At 26.0% G+C, this 22,306-nt stretch carries 23 protein-coding genes; 4 read left to right on the top strand and 19 right to left on the bottom strand.

Going from position 1 to position 22,306, the window contains the following annotated elements; translation table 11 throughout:
- Positions 1–3 precede the first annotated feature (3 nt).
- From ylqF to rpsF, 13 genes are all read right to left on the bottom strand, one after another.
- Positions 4–870: a ribosome biogenesis GTPase YlqF gene (gene ylqF / locus OMES3154_RS03350; protein WP_156683386.1), complete on the bottom strand. Its 867-nt coding sequence runs from the start codon at positions 868–870 to the stop codon at positions 4–6.
- Complete coding sequence (gene rsmI, locus OMES3154_RS03345; protein WP_156683385.1) at positions 870–1,532, bottom strand: 16S rRNA (cytidine(1402)-2'-O)-methyltransferase; 663 nt, start codon at positions 1,530–1,532, stop codon at positions 870–872. Before rsmI ends, ylqF begins: the two co-directional genes overlap by 1 nt.
- The gene (locus OMES3154_RS03340) at positions 1,533–2,273 is read right to left on the bottom strand and encodes a TlyA family RNA methyltransferase (RefSeq protein ID WP_156683384.1); all 741 of its coding nucleotides are present in this window, start codon (positions 2,271–2,273) and stop codon (positions 1,533–1,535) included.
- The gene (locus OMES3154_RS03335) at positions 2,270–2,728 is read right to left on the bottom strand and encodes a divergent PAP2 family protein (protein ID WP_156683383.1); all 459 of its coding nucleotides are present in this window, start codon (positions 2,726–2,728) and stop codon (positions 2,270–2,272) included. Before OMES3154_RS03335 ends, OMES3154_RS03340 begins: the two co-directional genes overlap by 4 nt.
- A 2-nt stretch (positions 2,729–2,730) precedes the next feature.
- Positions 2,731–3,066 (bottom strand): YhbY family RNA-binding protein, encoded by a 336-nt coding sequence (locus OMES3154_RS03330; RefSeq protein WP_156683382.1) that lies wholly within the window; start codon positions 3,064–3,066, stop codon positions 2,731–2,733.
- 91 nt (positions 3,067–3,157) lie between these two features.
- Entirely contained in the window at positions 3,158–3,505 is a 348-nt protein-coding gene (locus OMES3154_RS03325) for a hypothetical protein (RefSeq protein ID WP_156683381.1), read from the bottom strand.
- Between the two features lie 142 nt (positions 3,506–3,647).
- Positions 3,648–4,562 carry a DUF5996 family protein gene (locus OMES3154_RS03320; protein WP_156683380.1) on the bottom strand — a complete coding sequence of 305 codons (915 nt, stop codon included), beginning with the start codon at positions 4,560–4,562 and terminating at the stop codon, positions 3,648–3,650.
- Between the two features lie 74 nt (positions 4,563–4,636).
- A complete protein-coding gene (locus OMES3154_RS03315; protein WP_156683379.1) occupies positions 4,637–5,602 on the bottom strand; it encodes a hypothetical protein in 966 nt (321 codons plus the stop codon).
- Complete coding sequence (locus OMES3154_RS03310) at positions 5,599–6,867, bottom strand: hypothetical protein (RefSeq protein WP_156683378.1); 1,269 nt, start codon at positions 6,865–6,867, stop codon at positions 5,599–5,601. The genes OMES3154_RS03315 and OMES3154_RS03310 overlap by 4 nt, the downstream gene beginning before the upstream one ends.
- Before the next feature lie 17 nt (positions 6,868–6,884).
- The gene (locus OMES3154_RS03305) at positions 6,885–10,022 is read right to left on the bottom strand and encodes an autotransporter domain-containing protein (protein WP_156683377.1); all 3,138 of its coding nucleotides are present in this window, start codon (positions 10,020–10,022) and stop codon (positions 6,885–6,887) included.
- 221 nt (positions 10,023–10,243) lie between these two features.
- Entirely contained in the window at positions 10,244–10,477 is a 234-nt protein-coding gene (rpsR, locus tag OMES3154_RS03300; RefSeq protein WP_156683376.1) for a 30S ribosomal protein S18, read from the bottom strand.
- Positions 10,478–10,490: 13 nt separating this feature from the next.
- Positions 10,491–10,886 (bottom strand): single-stranded DNA-binding protein, encoded by a 396-nt coding sequence (locus tag OMES3154_RS03295; protein WP_156683375.1) that lies wholly within the window; start codon positions 10,884–10,886, stop codon positions 10,491–10,493.
- Between the two features lie 19 nt (positions 10,887–10,905).
- Positions 10,906–11,193, bottom strand: a complete 288-nt coding sequence (gene rpsF / locus OMES3154_RS03290; protein ID WP_156683374.1) for a 30S ribosomal protein S6 — start codon at positions 11,191–11,193, stop codon at positions 10,906–10,908.
- Between the two features lie 413 nt (positions 11,194–11,606).
- On the opposite strand from rpsF, the gene OMES3154_RS03285 reads away from it, so the two are divergent.
- The 4 genes from OMES3154_RS03285 (at position 11,607) to OMES3154_RS03270 (ending at position 14,350) form a co-directional block, all read left to right on the top strand.
- Positions 11,607–13,334, top strand: coding sequence for an IS1634 family transposase (locus OMES3154_RS03285; RefSeq protein ID WP_156682836.1), 1,728 nt, complete (start codon positions 11,607–11,609; stop codon positions 13,332–13,334).
- 302 nt (positions 13,335–13,636) lie between these two features.
- Positions 13,637–13,945: a hypothetical protein gene (locus OMES3154_RS03280; protein ID WP_156683373.1), complete on the top strand. Its 309-nt coding sequence runs from the start codon at positions 13,637–13,639 to the stop codon at positions 13,943–13,945.
- A gap of 2 nt (positions 13,946–13,947) precedes the next feature.
- Complete coding sequence (locus tag OMES3154_RS06540) at positions 13,948–14,100, top strand: hypothetical protein (protein WP_156683372.1); 153 nt, start codon at positions 13,948–13,950, stop codon at positions 14,098–14,100.
- Positions 14,101–14,110: 10 nt separating this feature from the next.
- Complete coding sequence (locus OMES3154_RS03270) at positions 14,111–14,350, top strand: hypothetical protein (protein ID WP_156683371.1); 240 nt, start codon at positions 14,111–14,113, stop codon at positions 14,348–14,350.
- A gap of 364 nt (positions 14,351–14,714) precedes the next feature.
- Here OMES3154_RS03270 and OMES3154_RS06440 read toward each other — a convergent pair whose 3' ends face one another.
- From OMES3154_RS06440 to OMES3154_RS03245, 6 genes are all read right to left on the bottom strand, one after another.
- On the bottom strand, positions 14,715–17,324 hold the full coding sequence (locus OMES3154_RS06440; protein ID WP_197271483.1) for an Eco57I restriction-modification methylase domain-containing protein: 2,610 nt from the start codon (positions 17,322–17,324) through the stop codon (positions 14,715–14,717).
- Between the two features lies 1 nt (position 17,325).
- Positions 17,326–18,780 carry a DEAD/DEAH box helicase family protein gene (locus OMES3154_RS06435; RefSeq protein WP_197271482.1) on the bottom strand — a complete coding sequence of 485 codons (1,455 nt, stop codon included), beginning with the start codon at positions 18,778–18,780 and terminating at the stop codon, positions 17,326–17,328.
- Positions 18,767–19,711: a restriction endonuclease subunit M gene (locus OMES3154_RS03260; RefSeq protein ID WP_156683370.1), complete on the bottom strand. Its 945-nt coding sequence runs from the start codon at positions 19,709–19,711 to the stop codon at positions 18,767–18,769. The genes OMES3154_RS06435 and OMES3154_RS03260 overlap by 14 nt, the downstream gene beginning before the upstream one ends.
- Entirely contained in the window at positions 19,712–19,930 is a 219-nt protein-coding gene (locus OMES3154_RS03255; protein ID WP_156683369.1) for a helix-turn-helix domain-containing protein, read from the bottom strand.
- A gap of 107 nt (positions 19,931–20,037) precedes the next feature.
- A complete protein-coding gene (locus OMES3154_RS03250; protein WP_156683368.1) occupies positions 20,038–20,823 on the bottom strand; it encodes a class I SAM-dependent methyltransferase in 786 nt (261 codons plus the stop codon).
- Positions 20,824–21,253: 430 nt separating this feature from the next.
- A complete protein-coding gene (locus tag OMES3154_RS03245) occupies positions 21,254–21,763 on the bottom strand; it encodes a Fic family protein (RefSeq protein ID WP_231679259.1) in 510 nt (169 codons plus the stop codon).
- Positions 21,764–22,306: the final 543 nt, after the last annotated feature.

Raw genomic sequence — 22,306 nt, 5'->3', positions numbered from 1 at the left:
TTCTTATTTAGGCATTTCTAGGAAAAATTTCCCTAGCTTACCTTCTCTATAATCTTTTAATATTTTTTTTGAAATTTTATCATAGTCATACTCTTTTGTATGAATTAATAATCTTTTTTCAATATCTTTTAATAGTTCATAAAAACTATCATACTCTTTTTTTTCAATGTTATAGTAATTAAAAATATTATCTAATAAATCATATTCTTTCATTTTATTTAATAAATATATTGCTATATCTTCTAATCTTAGAATATCATCTTTTATACTACCAGTAATAGCTAAATTAGTTGCAACTTCATTATTTTCAAATTTAGGCCATAACACTCCTGGAGTATCTAATAAATAGAAATTTTTATTTACTGTAATCCATTGTTTTCCTCTTGTAAAACCAGGTAAATTTCCAACACCCGCTTTACTTTTTGATGCTATTTTATTTATAAATTTTGATTTACCTACATTAGGTATTCCACATACTAGTGCTCTTATTTCAGTTTTTATCAAACCCTTTTTTTTCATTTTTTCTAGTTTTTCGTTATATAGTTTGTCTATAATATTTCTTAGACTCGATATATTAAATCCTTTTTCTACACTCATCGGAATTACATAATCTGCTAAATCATTTGAAACAAAGTAGTCTTGCCAGACTGAAACACTCGCTTTATCTACTAAGTCCAATTTATTTAATAATATTATTCTTTTTTTATTTTTAACTAATCTCTCAACTTCTGGATTTTTACTTGATAGTGGTATTCTTGCGTCTAATATTTCAATAACCAAATCAACTTGTTTTAATTCATTTTCAAACATATTTAATGTTTTTTTCATGTGTCCTGGAAACCAGTTAATACTTGTCTTATTTTCTTCCATTAATCTATTCCTTCAATTATTAAAACTATTTCTCCTTTTATTGGTTTTTTCTCTAGTTTTTCAATAAGACTAGAAACATCTCCTCTTATTACTTCTTCATATATTTTAGTAAGCTCTCTAGCTATAACTACATATCTATTACCTAAATAGTTTTCTATGTCTTTTAATGTTTTTAATATTCTATTAGGCGATTCTAGGATTATAATAGTTCTTTTTTCTTCTTTTAATTCGTTAAATAAAGTTTGTCTTCCTTTTTTCTTAGGTAAAAATCCTTCATATGCTATTCTTCTCATATTAAGTCCTGATATACTAGCAGCTGTTATTATTGAACTAGGACCTGGAATCCCTTCAACTTTTATATCATTATTTAAAGCAGCATTTACTACTTCATAACCAGGATCAGATATACAAGGCGTTCCAGCATCTGTTACTATTGCTATATTTTTATCATCTTTTAATAAGTTTAGTATATTTTCTATTTGATGTAACTTATTATGCTCATGATATTGGTAAACCGTATTTTCTATTTCATAATGCTTTAGTAATTTTCTTGTAACTCTTGTATCTTCAGCGAAAATATAGTCAACTTCTTTTAATATTCTAATAGCTCTCATGCTTATATCTTCTAAATTACCTATAGGTGTTGCTACAACATATAACATTTAAACCTTCTTTCTTGCATACATTAGATACTCAATATTCCCCTTAGCACCTTTTATTGGAGACTCTTTTATACCTATTATTTCATATTCATATTTTTTCATTTCTTCTAAAACCTTTGAAATTGCATATTCTCTATATTTTTCTTCCTTTACCACACCATTTTTCCCTATATTTTCAGGTCCCACCTCAAATTGTGGCTTAATTAGTAAAATACAAGAAGAATTATCTTTTGAAAATTTATAAACAAATTCTATTATTTTTGTAAGTGATATAAAAGATACATCACAAACTACAATGTCAGCTAAACCATATTCAAGTTCACTTTCTTCTAATTTGTTTATATGCGTATTTTCAATACTTTTTACTTTTTCATTTTGTCTTAAACTATATGCTAGCTGATTTGTTCCAACATCTACTGCATATACATAACTAGCTCCATGTCTTAGACTACAATCTGTAAACCCTCCAGTTGATGCTCCAATGTCAAGTACTACTTTATTATTAAAATCTATTTTCCACTCATTTATAGCACCTAATAATTTTAAAGCACCACGACTTACAAAATTTAATTTATTTTTTATTCTTACAGACTTTATATCCTCTTCTTTTATCATAGTTCCAGCTTTTGTAATAGCATTTTCATTTATTATAACATCAGCAGCCATAATAGATCTTTTAGCTTTTTCACGACTATCAAAGTATCCTTTATCTACTAAATATTGATCCAGTCTTATTTTCATATTAAATAACCTTTCATTAAAAATGAAACTAATATACCCAGTATTGCTCCAAAAAACACTTCCTTTGGAGAATGTCCTAAAAACTCTTTAAATTCTTTAAATTCTTTTGTATCAAATAAATCAAATTTATTTTCTAAAAGTATTTTATTTAATAGTTTAGCATGTTTTCCTGCTTCTCTTCTAATTCCAGCTGCGTCATACATGACAATTATAGAAAAAACAAAAGCTATTGCAAATTCTATAGAGTTTAAATGATATACTAATGCTATTGATGTTGTTAGTGAACACACAGTAGATGCATGTGAACTTGGCATTCCCCCAGTTTCAAATATTCTTGTTATATTTGGCTTTTTTCCTTTTAGTAGAGGTGAGAATACTTTTGTAAGTTGAGCTATCATCATAGCAATAAATACAACATCTATTATTTTATTATTAAAAATAATTCCATTAGTCATATCTATTTTCTACCATTTCTAAAATCATAAAACTCTTTAGTTATTGGTCCTTTTTCATTTTTTTCGTTAACTTTTTTCTTAAAGAATATCATTATATGCCCTATAATTCCAACTAAAATTGAATTAGTATATTTTTCAATATTACTTGCTAATTCAAATGAAGCTTCATTTTCTGAATTATTTAGTACCTTCACCTTTACTATTTCATTTTTATTTATTAGTTGTGATATATTTTCTAATTGAGTAGTGTCTAAACCATTTTTACCGATTCTTATTGTAGTTTCTATACTACTGGCTTTTTTTCTTAAAAAATTTCTTTCTTTACTTGTTAATTTCATACTTTCCCTTTCAAAATCTTTTTACTTTTTATTATAGCACATATTAAAAAAAAGACCTAGAAACATTTTTTGTTTCTAGGCTAAATTTAATTTAATCATGATTTTTATCTATAGTTTCAATTAGTGTTTTAGTCAATATAGTATTTCTACTAGAATCTAACCAAATTTCTTTTTTATCATCACTAAGATCTGATAATCCTAAATTACTTGTATCAAAATTTTCTTCTTTTTCTGCCTCTAACTCGTAAATATGGAATTTATAATATCTTTCGCTAAGATCTCTTAAATTTATTATTTTTTCTTCAACATGAGAATTAATATATGATTTAGCTTCATCTAAATTATCAAATATACCTTCACTTAATGCCTCACCTACTGGTATAACAAATCCAAAATTAGTTGTTCTAAAATTTTCTTTTTTTACTTCATATTTTTTCATATTTGTCATCTCCTATACAAAGTTTTATTATCTAATTAAATACTACTCTCCTTCTTTTTTTATGTCAAGAAAACTCAATAAAAATATCTAATTAGATATTATTTTTTAAAAAATATATGGTTTTGTTTCTTATTTTGAACTTTTAAAATTCGCAATTTAACTCCATTTCATTATCTTTTATATTTAGTGGTATTGAACAATATCCACCGTCATTCCAATTTAAATATGTTTTAAATTCCTTATATCCAATTCTTAAAAACTCTACAATGTTTTTTGCAGTCTTGTCATCAAGTTTATCAAATTCAAACATAAATTCTTTTAAAGGTTCATAGAAATATCCACCTTCTGGTAATTTTACATTTCTATTAAAATCATCACCTAAAAATGGGTGAGGTAATATGAAAAACGTTGGCCCTTTAAAGTTATCGTCACCAAACCAGAATCCAAATTCTATAAAATGTTCATCGAATGCATTATGTTCTATAACCATGCTTTCATCAAAACTTTTTTGTAATTGATTATAGTTGATTAGACAAGATATATCAAATGTCCCCCAAAATAGTCCTGGTTTTACTTTTCTTGTACGATATGGACTTATGAACTTAGATAACGCCTTTAATCCAAAGTGCATTATTTTTAAGAATTTTTTAGAAATTTCACTGTTATAATGATGATGATCTATATCTTCATCAAATAAGGTTTTATCTGGTACTTCTTGCGGCTTTTTATTTATATTAACAATTATCCCATTTTTAAGTAAAATTTTATCTATAGCTAGATAATAATCTTTTATACTTTTACCATCTTCTAAAGTAATATATTCTGTTTCATTTTCAGTTATAACTTCTATTCTATCATCTCTTAAGTTTACAGCTATTTCATATGTTGTATCGTTATAAAATAGAATTCCCGTTGTAAAACCTACTGTATTAACATCTAGTATAACATGTGCCCATTGTGGTTCTTTAAATCTACTTTCAAGCTTATATTTACCTAATATTTGACTTAAATGATGCAGTGTTTCTTTTTCTTTTTTCCACTCACTTAATAATAACATAATACTCAATCCTTTCTTTTAAATATACCTATATTATACAAAAAAATATGGAGATTTTCCATATTTTTTAATTCTTATATTGAGAAAAGAATAGATTCTGCTAATTCTATGATATACTCTGAAAATGCTTTTATATAAAAAGAAGTAAATTTCTTCCTAGTCATATTTGTATTTAAAGCAAGTTCTAAAAATGATACAAAATTATACATAGTATCTTCTTTACTCTCAACATCCATACTTTTTATTTTCATTGATAATCTATATATTAACTCTGACAATAATGATAAAACTTCTTCATTATCTTCGTAGTAAAAAGCATCTATTTTAGATATTATTGAATTTGCTTCCTTATTTGTTATTTTTTCTTTTAATTCACAATTAAATAGTTTTTTAAAAATTAGTATGGGTATAAAAAGTTTGATTTCTTCATTTTTTTCTACTAATTTATCTATTTCAAAATTCAGCTCTTTTTGCTTTTGTTCATTATAGTCTTTTAAAAACTCACTAAGTTCTTTTTTTGTATAAAAACTTTTTCTAAGCTTTATTCTTTTCTTTTTATTATCATATATTTTTTTTGTATTAAACATTAAAATTGTTGATAATGTTTCTAAATCATCTAATAATTTTATTATATTTCCTATTGAATTAGAAACAAAGTTTTTTTTATCATACTCCATATTTTCTAAATTTTCTAAAATATATGGTTTAAAATCTAAACGAAGCCAGTTTAATAAAAGAGCCTTATTATACTCATCAAAGGAAATTTCTTTTTTAGTTGATAAAGATTTAATGTAATTTATGAAGTTTTTTCTAAATTTTGTAATATTTTTACCCTTTAGATCATATGAAATATCATTAATTATTAATTTTTTATCCTCTATTTTCATACTATTTACACTGTCTATATCAAAGCCATCCATACCTTCAAATAAATCTTTGCTAAAATCTTGCCAATTAATTTCTATATTTCCCTCTAAAATATTATCTAATATTAATGCTATATCTGTATTTGCTCTATTTTTTAGTTCTACTAATTTCAAAATTCTTCTCCTTCACATTCACATTCACATTTGCATATTTCATTTGAATTTTCAAAGTAGTTTATAAGATTAGCTGTCATTAAGTATTCAGATATTCTTTCTATGTATTCACTAGCACCTATTGCCATTAACTTATTTAGTTTTTCTCTATCTTCATAATAAGTAGATTCAAATATATATTTTGATGTAAGGCACATAAATGATTTAAAATTAGTTCTTAATTTGTCAATCATTTCCATACATATTCTAGTTCCTTCGTATTCAGGAATCTCTTCTGATTCACTAGTGCTATTATCATAAATTTCTATAGCTAATTCATCAGTTATAGTTTCTAATGGTTTGAATATACATGATTTTAACATAAGAATTACTTCCAATGTTCTAAAAAAGAATACTTCAAATGCTCTTTTATATATTTCGTTTGCTTTTTTATTTAATATAATTTCTTCATCTTTTTCTAATTTTTCTTCAATTTCTTCATCTATTTGGTTTACAACACAAAATAATACATAAAATATAAGAATTTCCTCGGATGTGTCATATAAATAAAACTCATTTGATTTTTCAAATACTTCCATAACATCATCTAATAAAGAGTTTAAATTTTCACTTATTTTCTCTTGTAATTCTTTTTTTGTATACTTTTCTTTTCTTAATTTTTGCTTAAGTGCTTTTTTTTCATAATCACTATAATAAATTGAAATTACATTACTTAAAGTAGCACTAAATCCACTAAAATATTCCCATAAATACCTTAGTTTATCACTTGCATAAAATGATGTATTATAAAATCCCTCTTCCTCAAAAAGCTCTTCAAAATATTCTATAGACACTTTTAATAAAGTTTCTTCCACATATTTTTTTAAATAAGCTTTTGTCCATAGTTTTATCACTAAACTAAAATATATTGCTGATTCACTGTCATCTATATAATTTTTTTCAATACTTTTTATTTGATAATTCTCTAATTCTTCATTTAATTTATACATTTCATAAGAATGCATATCGTTTACACATTTAATAAAATTTTCTTCAAGTTTTGGGATATTACTTACATTGTTTTTGTATGAGCTATTTTTTAAAAAAACTTTTTTGTCTTTTATTTTAACATTTTCAAATAGAGCTTCTTCAAAATCATTTTTTGTTTCGCTCTCATATACTTTTTTTAATTCTAACCAGTTAAACTTTACCTTTTCTTTTAAAATATCATAAAATACTAAAGATAAATCTGCATTCACTCTATTTTTTAATTCACTTACTTTCATTTTCACTTCCATTTCTTTTAAAAAGTATAAACTAACAACAGCTTTATACCAAACTTTTTATTTGTATTTATATTAGCGTCTATTCCAACTTTTAAATCACTCACTAAATTATACCTAACTCCCAGCTTATAGTCTAGTAAAAATGTATTTAATTCGCTTCCATATAATTTCAGATTTTTATCAAGTAAACTAGCTAATAGGTAATGCCTTTTTACTAAATTAAAATCTAATTTTACTCTGTTTATTATTTCTAATTTACTGCTTAAGTTATTTTCTAATTGTAACCCTAAAGATATTTTATCATTAAATAAAATGTTTTTTTTAATTTTTAATCCTAGATTTGAATTTTCTTTTTTATTTTCTAAAACAATTATTGTTTGTATTGTATTAGAAATAAATGGTCTAAGTTTTAATTTATTAATATTAAAGTTATAGCTTAATACTGTATTATTTTGCATAACTACTGCATTTAATTTACTACTAACATTATCCTTTAAAATATTTCTCTTAACATCAATTAAATTCATTGATAAATTAGTATCATTAGAAACTTTAAAACTATTTATCTTATTTACATCAATAAAACCTAATTCAAATTTATTATTTCTAAATACTGAATCCTGCTTATCAAAATCATATTTAGTTTTTGAGTATAATCCATATATTCCTAATTTATTAAATTCATTTAACTTTTTATTATATGATAAAATATATGAATTATCTATTTTTTTAAATCTTGAATAATTTGATCCTCCAACTATGTTAGTGGATATATACCCATCAAATCTTATGTTATTATTTTTACTAATATCTTCCAATATATTATCTAATTTTATATTTTCTATTTCATAATTATTTTCAAATATACTAGCTATAACATCAGTGTATGAATTAGTAAAAATTTTAGAATTAGCATGTCCACTTGATTTTGCTTTTACTGTTATTAAGGGTAATACATTTTCTAAGTTTTTATCTTCACTTGATAAGTACTCTTCAAAAAATGCACTTGAATTTATATCATAAGCTTGTATATTTCTAAGTTCTTTTTCTGAAAGTTCTTTAATACTTCTTAATTTAACTTTTGGAATAATTTTTACAAGCTTATTTTCTTTTATCTCAACATATTCTAAATATGGATTATCTGTATTTATATTAATTTCTTCTACTATTGAATTTTTAAATATTTCTTTAAATTCTTCTGTATTTTTTAGTACATTCTTATTATTTTCAACATTTATTTTACCAAGTATTTTAAGTTTAGCTCCACTTATACTTCCTCCTGAAAAATTAATCGTAGAATCTTTACTTTGGGCATATTTTTCTAGTTGTATATCAGAATTAATATTAACTATACCATCATTTGTAATTGAATTTAATTTTAATTTTTTTTCTTTATTTTCTACTTCAAATATTCCCTTTTTAAATACTAGGTAGTTACTATTACTGTCATTTTTTAAAATTAGCTTACCATCTAATATTTCTGTATTAGTATCATATAGTTGTTTACCAGTAAGAATTAAAGTACCTAATCCATCTTTTCTAAGGCCAGCTGTAGCAATATTTCTATAATACAGCCTTTCACTATCTAATACCTTAGGTAATCTAAACCTTATAGCTTTATTATTATTTCCACTTTTTGCAATAGCATAATATATTCTAGATTTTTTTGTAGTTCCATCACCTTTTAGTCCACTAGTTATATCATTAGAAAAAGTTGCGCTTTCATCTTTTTTAATATTTACATAAAAGTATCTATTACCTTTTTTATCAAATATTTTATCGTATTCACCAATAAACCATTTTTGTTCATCAATTAGACCAGCATTAAAATCACTTGGTCCATTTAATGCCTTATCCCTATCTATTTGACCCCAACCTATTTTATCATCTAAATATCCACCGTTATCAGATTTTCTTGCTGTTGTTAATATTATTTGCTTTATTTGATGATATGATAAAAAAGGGAATTTTACTTTTAAATCATAAGCCAGTCTTGCAACACGAGGTGCTGAAAAGCTAGAACCATAATCTATCTGTCCATCGCTCCCTGATATAAAATTAGGAGCTGATACAGTTAATGCTCTTAAGCCTAAGGCATCTGAAAAATTATACTTTAATTGAAAAACAGAATTTATTTTACCTTCTTCCTTTTCTAATTTTACAAGTTCTTCCAATTGTTCCTTTTGATAAAATCTGCTTGTCGTATTCCCAATTCTTGCTAATATCATCTCACTTCTTAATATACTTTGAACTTCTGGACTTAATGCTCCATATACAGCATGAAAACTTTTTGTAAAGTTTTTAGTTTTAAACCCACTATCACTTTCATTCCCTATACTTGATACCTTTAAGGCTGTGTTATACTTATTTTCATGTCTTATTGTATCTGAGTAATAAACAGTTGTTCCTGATATATCTTTATTTATAATATCCATTCTAGTTTTTTTATCAAAAGAATCAAAATATTTTCTTGTTGTCCCAAAATGATTTTCAACTACATCAGTTAAATTATCACTACCATAAGAATGTATAGATATACCTTTTTTCACTAAATCATAAGTAGAATAATTTTGATAAGATATCATCTTGATTTTAATATCATTGCTTTTGCTTTTCAAAACTCCCGTACCACTAGTATCTAAAAATGATCTTAAAACTAATTCAGGATGTTTATTTGATAAACCATTATTGTTAGTAATCACCATAACATTATTATACTCTTTAATAAAAATCTTATCCATATTTGTAAGACTAGCTTCTACAATCGTTACTTCTGGTATTTCGCTATCTTTATACTTATTTTCTGAAAGGTTTAATTCTACAAGCTTTGTGTCTGTATTATTTATATCATAGCTAGAAGCTATATTATCATCTACTTCCCTAGTTTTATCTTGATAGTTATATTCATTTACATTTTCATCTAATTTAAGGGTGTTTATTTTTTCTCTATTTATTACAACAGCTTCATTTTTTTCTAGCTTTACTTCTTTTTCTAACTCTTCTAGTCCTTCTGGCTTATATTCTTTATTATTTATTTCAAGTTCATTTATTCTGTTTTCTGTTTGTATATTAGAATTAGAACTACTAGCATCTTTTTGTGCAGATTCACAAGAGATTAGTAAGATAGTAATTAAAAAAAACACTATATTTTTCATTTTTTTATGCTTCCTTTTATTTATTTCAAAAAATTATAGCATAGTTTTAAAAAAATTTGTACTTTAAAGTTTAGAATACTTGAATTTATTAAGTTCTAGCGAATTATCAAATAGGTTTGAAATTTTTATCAAAATCTCTAAAGCTTTCAATTTTATATTAACAAAAACACAAACTAAAAACCCCTGTAAGCCTATACTTACAAGGGTTTATAAATTTCAGTTTATTTTTCAATTTTTGTGTAAGGTAAAAGTGCAATTTGTCTTGCTCTTTTGATTGCCTTAGCTATTTTTCTTTGAACCTTAGCGTCAAGACCTGTAACTCTTGATGGAGATATTTTCCCTTTATCATTCATAAAGTTTTTTAATAATTCTACATTTTTGTAATCTATATCTTCAATTTTAAATTTAACTTTTGGTCTTCTTTTTCTTCTTTTAAATTCAGCAACTGGTTTCATTTTAACCTCCTATTTAGAATGGGAATTCATCATCATCTAATTGGTCTTCAGTAGCTTGATTGTTATTAGAATAAGAACTTGGTTGTTCGTATCCACTATTATTAGAACCTCTAGTTTCTAAAAATTCTATTTGCGATACTATTATATCAAATGATGTTCTTTTTTCACCATTTACTTCATAAGTTCCTGTATTTATTCTTCCTTGTAATAAGATTCTATCACCTTTTTTAAAGTAGTTTGAAATTAAATCAGCTGTTTTTTCCCAAGCTACACAATTAATAAAGTCTACACCATCTTTTACAAATTCTTTTCTAACTGCTATAGAAAATCTACAGTATGATTTCCCTTGTGATGTTTGTTTTAATTCTGGGTCTCTTGTTAGTCTACCCATAAGTCCTACATAATTCATTTTTCGCCTCTATTCTTGGTTACTTTTCGTTTCTAACAATCATGTATTTTAATATAGTTTCAACAATATTTAATTTTGTTTCAACTTCAACTAATTGAGTTCCGTCCATAACAAATTTAGTTAAAACATAGTATCCATTTTCTTTTTTCTTAATTGGGTAAGCTAATTTCTTATCTCCCATTATTTCTGTTACTAATTCTGTTGCTCCGTAACGTGTTAATGTTTTTTCAACTTTTTCTATTGTTTCTTTTTTTTCTTCTTCAGATATTTGAGTTGAAACAATAAACATAATTTCGTATTTAGTCATATTCTTTCTCCTTTCCTTTTGGTTTATAGCCCTAAAACCTCTCTTAGAGCAAGGTAAATATATCTTAGCAAAAATTAAAATATTTGTCAATAGAGTGTGTACTTTAATGTGAAGTAATGTGAAGTAAAAGTGATATTGTCATAGGTAAGATAAAAGTAATAATGTCGTTTTAGTTATTTAAAAAGTATTGTATAATATAACTCTTAAATAATTAAAGGAGATATAAGAAAATGAGGAGAATTGAATTGTCTATGAATGAAATTATTAAGTATCGGGAGTTTAGCAGTTTAAAAATCATAAAATGATATGTAAGCTATGAAAATATTAGCTTTTTTTTGTCAAGTTTTTTCGAAAAGAGTATAGACAATATTTAATAAATATGATATAATGTAAATAAAAAAGAGGTGTTGAACATGTATCTTGATATTAGGAAATTACCTTATGCTACTTATCTATATAAAACTGAAAATGTTAGAGTTGGGAAAAATAAATATAAAAAAGTTAGAGAACTTTTAGGTACACTTGAAGAACTAAAAAAAATACACGCTGATCCTATAGCATACTACAAAGAAGAATTTGAAAAGGATAGAACTCAAAAACTCACTAATAAAAAGAAAAATGTCTTATCTTTAGATTTTATTGACGAAGAAATAAATCTTACTGATTTATCCTCATTATCTTTAGTTGATGAAAAGTTAGAAAAAAATATAGGTAGTTTAATTATTCAAAGTATTTATCACCAACTTGGATTTGATAAGTTATCAAAAAAAATATCTGCAGGTCAAAGAAGTAAAATTAATCTTACTAAACTACTTCAACTATCAATAATTTGTAGAATACTTTATCCTTCTTCAAAATTATCTGATTTTAATCATCAAGATAAACTTGCTGACGTTTTTAGTTTAACTAAAGATGATATTTATAGAGGGTTAGAATTATTAAATAAAAATAAAGATGAATTAATTGTAAACTTAAACAAAAATATAAAAAAACTAATACCCTATGATTTATCATGCACTCATTATGATTTAACTAATTACTTTGTATATACAGATGATACTACTGTACTGATAAATCCAGGATATAGTAAAGTTAAGAATGGTCTTCCTACAATACAAATGGCTCTTTTAACTGATTCTAAGGGTCTACCTATTAATTACAAGCTTTTTAGTGGAAATAGAAATGATGTTTCTACTTTAGTTGAGTTTTTAGATGATCAAAAGAAAAAATTCAATATTAAAAAGACTACTATTGTAGCTGATGCTGGACTTGTATCAAATGATAATATTGTTAAGATATTACTTAGCAAAAATAATTACATCTTTAAAGAAAGTCTTCTTCGTGTAAATAAAGATGTTTATTCTACATTTGAAAAAATTGTTAAACCTGAAATTGAAAAAATAATGAAAGCAAATGAAAATCTAAAAGGATGCTACTTCAGTATTCCATTAGATATAACTTTAACAGTTAAAAACACTAAAGGAGAAAACACAAAAGTATCTATAACTCAAAAATATATATTTATGTACTCAAAGAAATATGATGAACGTTCAAAACATATTAGAATGGAAGAATTAGAAAATGCTGAAAAGTATATAAAAGAGCCAAAAAAACTTAAAGACTTATTCAAAAACATTGCATCAGGACTTGTTAAAACTGACACTAAAGAAGCAAAAGCAAAATTAGATGAGAAAAAACTAGATAAGTACGAAACTACTTCAGGTTATTCATTATTAATCACAAATAAATTAAATACAAAAGATGATGAAATAATAGAAAACTACAGACAACAGTATTTAATAGAAGAATCATTCAGACATTTAAAAACAGACTTAGATATTGATAATATTTATTTAAAAAAAGATTGTAGAATAGAAGGACATTTTTTAATTGGCTTTCTAGCATTGTCATTTTTAAGAATAATACAATTATTATTGAAAAGAAAATACTCAATAGAAAAAATACAAGAAAATTTATTAGACTTTAAACTACATAAACTAAGAAATAATAATTATTACCAAATAAGTAAAATAACTAATGTCATAGCTGAAATACAATTAGCATTAAACTTAAAAATAAATAACACATTATACGATGGAAATGATTTAAGAAGCTTAATAGGAAATATTAAAAAAATTTAAAATATTTTGATATTGTCCAGACTTTTACACAAAAGAAAAAATGCCTAGACCCCTTATTTTTAAAGGGCTAGGCTTTATTTATTTTAATTTAAACTGCTAAACTCAAGAATATATCTTAGCAAAAATTAAAATATTTGTCAATAGAGTGTGTACTTTAATGTGAAGTAATGTGAAGTAAAAGTGATATTGTCATAGGTAAGATAAAAGTAATAATGTCGTTTTAGTTATTTAAAAAGTATTGTATAATATAACTCTTAAATAATTAAAGGAGATATAAGAAAATGAGGAGAATTGAATTGTCTATGAATGAAATTATTAAGTATGAGACTATCAAAAAGTTAGTTGAAACAAATGGTAATTTATCTTTAAGAACTGTTCAAAGACTTATCAAGGCATATAAAGAAAAAGGAAAAGAAACATTTGCTCATAAAAATAGAGGTGTCCCTTCTAAATCAAAAACACCTGATAATATTAAAAATTTAGTTATTGAGCTTTTTAAAAAATACAATAAAGGTTCTATGGTTTTATCAGTTAAACATTTAAAAGACATTCTATTTGAAAAACATGAAATATCTATTAGTACTACTAAACGAAAACTATTTAATTTCTAAATGTGCTACAAGAAAGAAAATTTTTTGAAAAGAAAGTTGAAGAACTTGAAAGATTTGAAGTACATCCTACAAGACCTAGAGTTAAATATGCAGGAGAGTTAATACAAATGGCTGCTTCATCATATGAATGGTTTTCTACATGTAGCTATAGATGATAGCACTAAAATGATTGTAGGGGCATATTTTGACACTGAAGAGACTTTAAATGGATATTACAATGTGTTTAATCAAATATTAAAAGAATACGGTATACCGCATAAATTTTTAACTGATAAGAGAACCGTATTTGAGTATAAAAGAAAAGACTCCCCAATAGACAAAGAGTATATGACTAATTTCTCATACGCTTGCTTTAAACTAGGAGTCGAAATCGAAACAACCTCTGTAGCTGAGTTGAAAGGCTAAATCATACACTTCAATTAAGAATACCTGTAGACTTCAAAATTGCAGATATTACGAAGCCAACCAATTCATCATACGATATTTAAAAGATTTATGTAATACTTTTAATTACAATGTTAAAGCAGATGAAAAGGAACTTATATCAAAAGAATTTGATTTAGATAAACAAGAAGTTCCAAAGATATATCGTCCACCTGCAAATCATCCGTGGAAACAAGCTAGTTATCAAGCTTATTTAAACAAAATTAATTCTAAAACAGATGAAAGCCCTGCTTAAAAAACAGGGCTAATAAAATTAAATTTTTGCGACAAAATTACTTTTACTTGACAGTCTTTATCTCTATTTAACATTTCATTTTTCTCATCTCTACATATCCTTTATTGAAGATCTTATATGTTCTTTTTCTTCTATTGACAGCCCATACTTATCAAACAACTGCTCATCTATTTCATTTATGGATTTTGACCAATCAATATCCGATTCATTAGTAAAATTTTCTATTGGTATAAATTTATATGTTTTGCTAGAAGCATCTTGGCTCGCCTTTGCTTGTCTATGCAAAAATCTTACAAATTTTGTTGTTAAATACTTGCTAACATTCATTGCAGAACTCTTGTCATTTATCTTTCCCGAGCCAACGGCAATATATGCTTCAGTACAAATACTATTAGGTTCTCCTATAAAAGAATTTAGATTGTCATCATTTAATTCTGTACCTATGTTATTTGCTCTCGGAACATAAACTTTCCATCTATCTATCCATTCTTTATGTGATTTAATATGTTCTTTTTCAATAAATCCTTTACACTTGTTTTTCCCAATACAAATTATAGGTTCATTTAATTCATCACTACTTTGCTTAAATATATCAGTTTTAATTATATTCGATTCTATTCCGAATGGCTTTCTCGAAGATACCATTGAGGAAAAATTTTCATCGTAACAATCATTAAAAATTTTCTTTATTATTTGTATCGCTATTGAATCCCTAATGAATATATCTACACCATCGATAAGCAATCTTCTTCTAACTTTAGAAACTACTTGATTATCTTTATGAGTAACAACTTTCACTTCCGAGTCTATTTTATTTTCATCATTTATAAAGTAACAAACCCCACCTCTATTATTTGTATTTGGAAATACATCTTCTGGAGTTAAAAAATCATGCAGTTCTTTTATAGTATTATCATTAAGCATCTGATTTCTAAATTCATCCAACCCCTTACCTCCAGCAAACCATCTTGTAGGAGTAATAAAACATGTATAATCAGATGCAAGTTTCTTTCCTATCAATACAAAATTTTGATATATAGGTTTTGCACTTGCTTGTGCTCCTCCATCACTAATTTGGTATGGTGGATTGCCAATTATAGCTCCAAATCTCACCTTCCTATCACCTACCTTTATCTCATCTTTTAAAGTAATTTCACTAAATGTTTTATCTTGTTTAAGCAAGTTATTAATTTTTGTGTTGTCTACTTCTCCATTTTCATCTTTCACTTCAATTAAATCATATGCATTAAACCTACTTGCTATATTATCTGTATTCAAGTTCAATATTTCGTAAAATCTTATTGTAAATTCGTATGCTATAGATGATGTAGGTATTGAGTAAATTATATCTCTTACATCTTCATGAGAATATCCAAGCTCAAATGTTAACCTTTTATATAAAGACACAGCATATTCTCCTGATTTACTAGCAATATCAAGTAACTTATCTTGCTTATCAACGATTTCTATTAAGCCTTCCTCTGGTAATAAAGCAACCATCTCATCACACACTTTTGAGAGAGTAATAACCTCAGATTCTGACATTCTATTGAATTTTTTAATTGAAATCATCGCTCTATCAATAGGAGCAACACTTTCATCTGATGCAAGCCTAGAGATATTTTGAATTTTATAATCCAAACTGCTTCTCTTAAACGGATCCATCCTATCACTAATCTTTTGCAATACACCTTTGTCCAAATATAGGTTTTTTGCAATTCTTTGGTTATCATATTTTTCAAGTGTATTCAAAATATCATCTAAGGAAGACACCTTATCCTTTGTTAAGAAAGAATAAAAAAGTAGTATTTGATAATATGTCTTAATCTGACTTTCCAGCTTTTTAACTTCATCATCTGTTTTTGTTTCAGAATAATTCTCACTTGACTTATCTTCTTTATTTTCATTTACTTCCTTCTCATCTGCCTGCTCTTCTATATCAAAATCATCACCATCACCTTGATTTGGTTCTATTATCAATCCTTGTTTTGAATTAAATTCAGCTTGAGCTTCTATAACCTTTCGTATATCAGCATCATTTAAAAGTGATAAATCAACAGGTATATCAACCACTTCATCTGAAACGCTTCTTTGATTATTATACTCACTTACTGCCTCCAAAATATTTGTTGCATCTACCTGTTTAATTTTATTATGATTCATCATAATAATCGGAGAAATACGAAGTTCCTCTACGATTCTTTCTTTCAGCTTATTATTTCCATTTTCTTTTGCATTTACATTGTAGATAAGAGATTTTTGTTCCTGCATTCTAAATAGACGATTTGGATCAAAATCAACTAGCAAAGTTTGTGGTTTTAAGTTTTCTTTTATAAATCCATTTTCACTCGACAATGTTCTAATATACTGATTTTGTAATCTGAAAATAGATTGATCATATTCTTGTGGGGAAGCTGTATCTTTAAAATAAAGCATGGTATCCCATTGTTCTACAGTAGAACCTGTTAGCATTCGATTTACAGTTAATGTTAGTGTTTTTTGATTGTTTTCTTCACACTCTTTAATCTTTCTTTTAATATCGTCGGGCTTACTATATTCTTTTCTTGCATCAACACCTGAAATGTTTATGATTTCATATTCACCTAAGTTCTTAAATGCACCTTTATTTGTACTAATAAGCTCTTCCATTGCATCGCAAGAAGCACAATAAGGTAAAACCATAACCATGTGTCTACACATCTTACCTTCTTTGATTTTTGTCGTAGTCTAAGAACCCTAATAGCTCTTCATCTTCTTTGCTTCCATCAATTACCTTAAGCAAATCAAGAATTTCATGCTCATTTATAAACTTCTTATGTCCTTGATGATTCGTATCTTTTTTTATGGAAATTGGTTCAAATAATTTTGAAAAAGCAAAACTAACCCCACTTTTCCTCAAAGCTTCCATTTTTTTTCGAGAAGATTTGTTTGGATTAAAAGCAAAACGAACCATCTGTGGGAAGCCATAATATGGATTGTCCCATTCATTCACATCATCATTGTTAAGATGTTTCCTATCCCACTCTTCTTGCTCTTTCACAATATCTGAGAACTGAACAAAAGAGATAATATCCTCTTTTTCAAATTCACTTCCCATCAAAATACGATAGGGCGTTCCTGATAAATGCAATCTAATTTTTGCATTGATTTTTTTTATTTCAACATCTGCTTCAACTAAATCTATATTTTCATCTTCAAGTTTACTGATGTTCTTTTCATCCGCCTTATCATAACCCGCGTTCTTTAAAATCTTTCCAAAAGATTCTGCTCTTGCACCAAAATGTGTTTCATCAACGATAAGTAGGTCTATTTGTTCTCCAAAAAGCTCCTTATGTTTATCCTTAATGTTATCCCCTTGAAGATCTTGCAAGGTAAGGAAAATAACCATTTTCTTTCCTTCGGAATGCTTCTCAGATATTACATTCTCATTAGCCAACAAATCAGATGATTCTATAAAAACATACGCTGAAAAGTTACCTGCACTTTCTACCGTTTTTTTCCATTCATCCTTAACATCTGCTTTAGCTGACACAACTAAGACAGTTTGAGCTTTCATTTCTAAAGCACAACAAAGTGAAGTAAAAGATTTTCCAAAACGCATAACTGCATACATTAGTAGATTTGTACGTCCATTTTTCACCGCCTGTATAAAACTATTTACAGCAGCTTCTTGATTTGGTCTTAAGTCCCAATTTACACCTCTTTGATAATGATATGTCTGAGGTAATCTATTTTCAGAACTATAATATTCATACTTACTTGAGTTAGCTTGATAATTTTCCTTTATATCTTCAATAGCATTTTCAATATCCAGTATTTGAGTCTCTTTAAAAAATTCTCTACTGTAATAAATGCCATCTTTTAAATCATCTGGCTTTAATCTTTTCTTATTTAAATCATTTTCAAGATATTGATGAATGGCATAATCTCTAAAATAAGTTTCTTCATCAATTATGGCTTTATTCTCATATTGTTTTTCAAGCTCCGGAAAAAATTCTCTCCATTCGTTTAATCTTTTTGATACTGGTCTGTATGTATCGCCAACCTTTAAATAATTTGGTACTGTATTTGTAGTAAATGCGTAGATATGAGGGTCTACACGACCAATAATAATCCTATCCAGTATATCTATAGCTTCAATCTTATTTTCCTTCATTTGCATCATCCTCTTTATTTAGCAAGTCTTGGAAAGTAATATTTTTTCTTGCTCGCCAATCTTTTATAATACACAACGCATTTTCTTCTTTCTTCATAAAATCAAATAGTGTCATCTGTTTGTTTGGTTCAGTCGGTTCTCTATATGGAATAGTATATGTTAGACCATCCATCTGCCATAGATTCCACGAGACTATATTGGCTATCCTTAAAAGCTCTTTCTCTTCCGGTTCCCTTTTAAGTCTTTCTTGCATATAGTCACAATACGAAATGAGTAAATTTTCTCTCGCTATAAGCAGGCTGTCCCCTTGAAACTCAAAACCATAAACACTTTGAAATGCTCTTTCTGACCATTTAAGCCATTCATCTTCACTAATAGCATTTTCATTTACTACTCTCATTTTCCTATCTAAAATACCGATTCGTTCATATAAATCTATAGGCTTTCCCGTTACAGTATCATATCTACTCACTAAATAAGGTGCTTCTCCACAAGTGATTTCAAGTCTTCTTTCATCAACATATTTTTGCCATGTTTTGTTCTTTTTATGTGGAAATTCTATTTTATCTTTTGTTGCAATCCATGATTTTCCACTTTCTACATTAAAAACAGAAGTTTTTTCAAACCATGCATTATCAACCAAATTATTTTGAGCATTACAAACCCAGCTAGGTGTAAACACCTCTGCTTTTTCCTTTGTTCTATTTCCTTGATTTTCCTTAGTCTTTAGTATTCTAGGTTGAATAACATTTGAATTATCACCAGTAATAAGACTAAAAAGAATAGGATAGTGAGAATAGTACTCTTTACCTAATATCTCATAGTCATCTGTTCCCCAGATAATATTTCTATTCGTAGTCCTATCAATAAGGAGAGTTTCCAGAACTTTTTTGCTCCATTTCTCCTCATCTACATCAATTGTAAATGCCATTTATTTATCTTCCTCTATGCCTTTTTCAATACAAATCAAATCTCCTACATCTGCACCTAATTCTTCACAAATTTTCCCAATTACAGAAAGAGATACCGCATCACCTCGAACCATTTTTGATATCGTTGTTGGTGATATTCCTGTCTCATCTATTAAATCCTTCTTCTTCATATTCTTATCTATCAACAACTTCCATAATCCATTGTAGTTAAATTTCATTTTTATTTCTCCTTATTCCATAAAAATGGACTTTTTATACATTATATTATAACACATACTACATATAGTTGCAAAAAATAAATCGTGTACTTTATGCAACATTTTTGTTATTTAATTTCTAATCTACTTGACACAAACATTCCATATTCTTTTTTTATGTATATTTTTCCATCAACTTCATATTTAGAAATTATATCTAGTAATTCATTTTTTGAAAATTTATTCCACTTATTAAAGTCTTTAAAAGATAAAATATAGTCTACTAAATCTTTTTTATCACCTATGTCTAATCCATCTATATATTCAAGTTTTACAACATTACTGAAAAATTTTTCTAAAGAAATACGGCCGTTTTGCAATGTAAAGACATAATTTGTATCATCTATTACATTTAACATCTTATTAATTTCACTTGCAACACCATTCTCACCAAATGTAGCTGAATAAAATTTTCCATCTGCTTTTAATACTCTTTTTATTTCTGACAAAGCCTTATCTAAATCAGGTATATGGTAAAGCATCATATTTGCAATTATTACATCAAATTCACCATCAGAATAAGGGAGATTTTGTGCATCTACTTTTTCAAAGAAAAAGCTCTCTTTTTCTCCAATATTATTTTTTATAACTTCTAGCATTCCTTCTGATAAGTCAGTAAATACAACCTTTTCACATTCATTTAAAAGTTCAATATTATTTTTCCATAAAATCCCAGTACCACAACCTAATTCTAAAATTTTCATTCCAGGTTTTATATCATAATTTGAAGCAATCCAATTATTAAATCCTTGCTTATTTGTAGAATATTTATTATGTAAATTAATTCTTATATCTAAATTATTAGATTTTTCATACTGTTTATTTACAATAGCATTATTATTTATATTTCCCATTTTATCCCCTTATTTTTTAAACTTTGATAATTTTGTTTAAAATTCATCTACCTACTCTTATTAAAATTGATTTCCATCCCAAAATAATTGACTTTTCATTCCATACAAATAATATTTAAGTGCTTTTTCAGTAGGATTTTTTATTAAATTAATTTCTTTAATTTCTTCACTAACTTTTTGTATATCATCTAAAGATACTTCACTATCATTAATTCCTGTTTGTGAAAATGTTGCATTAGAACCTTCTAATTTTAATGCATTATATATGTTTTCTTTTATTTTTTTTTGCTAAAAATATAAACTTATCTTCCATATTCATCACATCTAGCATATACATTCTTTGTTTTCAATAAAACAATATATTTATATAAAAAAGCTAGTCTATATTAAATACAGGGTGGAATATCTTTATCTTTACTTGTCCATTTACTTATATTAGTTTTTTTTCATTTAAATTTTCCCATTCTTTAAACTCTTTTTTCCAATCATTGCTTATATGATTAAAGTACATTTCAAAAGTATTTTCTAAATTTTTTTCTATAAAAGAAATAATTTTACTATAATCATTTTTAGTTTGTGCTAACTCTAAACTATTATAATATTCTAATCTATCCTTATTTTCAATAATACATATTGGATAACCATTTTTCATCAATTCCATATTCATAAGTAGTCTTCCTGTCCTTCCATTACCATCAACAAAAGGGTGGATTTTTTCAAAATCTGCATGAAATTTTGAAACCTTAGATATTATATCTTCATCAGATTCTTTATATTTTTTTATTAATTTATTAAGTTCATTTTCAACTTCAAAAGGAGATACAGTTTTAGTTTCTGAACCACCTATAAAATTAGGTGTTTTTTTAAAGATACCTGCAATCTCAATATTATTAGGAGCTAATATTAAATGGTGAAAATCTTTTATAATTTTAATATTCATTTCTTCATTTTCTTTAATAATTTCTTTTAAAAAATTTAATGCATATTCTTGTCCTTTAACTTCTAAATGTTCATTTAAAGATTTCCCTTTTACTGTAACTCCATATTCTAAAATTACTTTTGTTTCATTATAAGTTAATGTATTACCTTCAATTGCATTGGAATTATAAATATAATCTGTTTTTAAATGATCTTCTATTTTCTCTATTATATTAGATTCTAATGGTCTTTTATAATTAAAAAAATCTAAATATTTTTTTAATTTATTAATATTAATCCTCCTCCTTTTACAGTATCTTTAATAAAATTATAACACCTAAAATTTTTATTTTCAATAAAACAATATATTTATATAAAAATCCACTCTATATTAAATACAGGGTGGATATTATTGTTCTTCCCTCAACTTGATTTTACACTCATTTTATAGCGTTTTTTATTATTCCCACTCTTCATATAAAGACTACTACCCATTATAAAATAAGCATTTGCAAGGTTCTTATTTGCATATATTCTATATTTTCATCATTTTTATATGTGTTTT

Source organism: Oceanivirga miroungae, assembly GCF_902505095.1.
In the GTDB taxonomy this organism is placed as follows: domain Bacteria; phylum Fusobacteriota; class Fusobacteriia; order Fusobacteriales; family Leptotrichiaceae; genus Oceanivirga; species Oceanivirga miroungae.
This window is presented reverse-complemented; position numbering and strand designations above follow the sequence as displayed.

What these genes read in the sequence shown, in the direction of transcription:
- ylqF (WP_156683386.1), bottom strand. Translation starts at nt 870, where the DNA reads ATGGAAGAAAATAAGACAAGTATTAACTGGTTTCCAGGACACATGAAA.
- rsmI (WP_156683385.1), bottom strand. Translation starts at nt 1,532, where the DNA reads ATGTTATATGTTGTAGCAACACCTATAGGTAATTTAGAAGATATAAGC.
- OMES3154_RS03340 (WP_156683384.1), bottom strand. Translation starts at nt 2,273, where the DNA reads ATGAAAATAAGACTGGATCAATATTTAGTAGATAAAGGATACTTTGAT.
- OMES3154_RS03335 (WP_156683383.1), bottom strand. Translation starts at nt 2,728, where the DNA reads ATGACTAATGGAATTATTTTTAATAATAAAATAATAGATGTTGTATTT.
- OMES3154_RS03330 (WP_156683382.1), bottom strand. Translation starts at nt 3,066, where the DNA reads ATGAAATTAACAAGTAAAGAAAGAAATTTTTTAAGAAAAAAAGCCAGT.
- OMES3154_RS03325 (WP_156683381.1), bottom strand. Translation starts at nt 3,505, where the DNA reads ATGAAAAAATATGAAGTAAAAAAAGAAAATTTTAGAACAACTAATTTT.
- OMES3154_RS03320 (WP_156683380.1), bottom strand. Translation starts at nt 4,562, where the DNA reads ATGTTATTATTAAGTGAGTGGAAAAAAGAAAAAGAAACACTGCATCAT.
- OMES3154_RS03310 (WP_156683378.1), bottom strand. Translation starts at nt 6,867, where the DNA reads ATGAAAGTAAGTGAATTAAAAAATAGAGTGAATGCAGATTTATCTTTA.
- OMES3154_RS03305 (WP_156683377.1), bottom strand. Translation starts at nt 10,022, where the DNA reads ATGAAAAATATAGTGTTTTTTTTAATTACTATCTTACTAATCTCTTGT.
- rpsR (WP_156683376.1), bottom strand. Translation starts at nt 10,477, where the DNA reads ATGAAACCAGTTGCTGAATTTAAAAGAAGAAAAAGAAGACCAAAAGTT.
- OMES3154_RS03295 (WP_156683375.1), bottom strand. Translation starts at nt 10,886, where the DNA reads ATGAATTATGTAGGACTTATGGGTAGACTAACAAGAGACCCAGAATTA.
- rpsF (WP_156683374.1), bottom strand. Translation starts at nt 11,193, where the DNA reads ATGACTAAATACGAAATTATGTTTATTGTTTCAACTCAAATATCTGAA.
- OMES3154_RS03285 (WP_156682836.1), top strand. Translation starts at nt 11,607, where the DNA reads ATGTATCTTGATATTAGGAAATTACCTTATGCTACTTATCTATATAAA.
- OMES3154_RS03280 (WP_156683373.1), top strand. Translation starts at nt 13,637, where the DNA reads ATGAATGAAATTATTAAGTATGAGACTATCAAAAAGTTAGTTGAAACA.
- OMES3154_RS03270 (WP_156683371.1), top strand. Translation starts at nt 14,111, where the DNA reads ATGATTGTAGGGGCATATTTTGACACTGAAGAGACTTTAAATGGATAT.
- OMES3154_RS06440 (WP_197271483.1), bottom strand. Translation starts at nt 17,324, where the DNA reads ATGTGTAGACACATGGTTATGGTTTTACCTTATTGTGCTTCTTGCGAT.
- OMES3154_RS06435 (WP_197271482.1), bottom strand. Translation starts at nt 18,780, where the DNA reads ATGAAGGAAAATAAGATTGAAGCTATAGATATACTGGATAGGATTATT.
- OMES3154_RS03260 (WP_156683370.1), bottom strand. Translation starts at nt 19,711, where the DNA reads ATGGCATTTACAATTGATGTAGATGAGGAGAAATGGAGCAAAAAAGTT.
- OMES3154_RS03255 (WP_156683369.1), bottom strand. Translation starts at nt 19,930, where the DNA reads ATGAAATTTAACTACAATGGATTATGGAAGTTGTTGATAGATAAGAAT.
- OMES3154_RS03250 (WP_156683368.1), bottom strand. Translation starts at nt 20,823, where the DNA reads ATGGGAAATATAAATAATAATGCTATTGTAAATAAACAGTATGAAAAA.
- OMES3154_RS03245 (WP_231679259.1), bottom strand. Translation starts at nt 21,763, where the DNA reads ATGAATATTAAAATTATAAAAGATTTTCACCATTTAATATTAGCTCCT.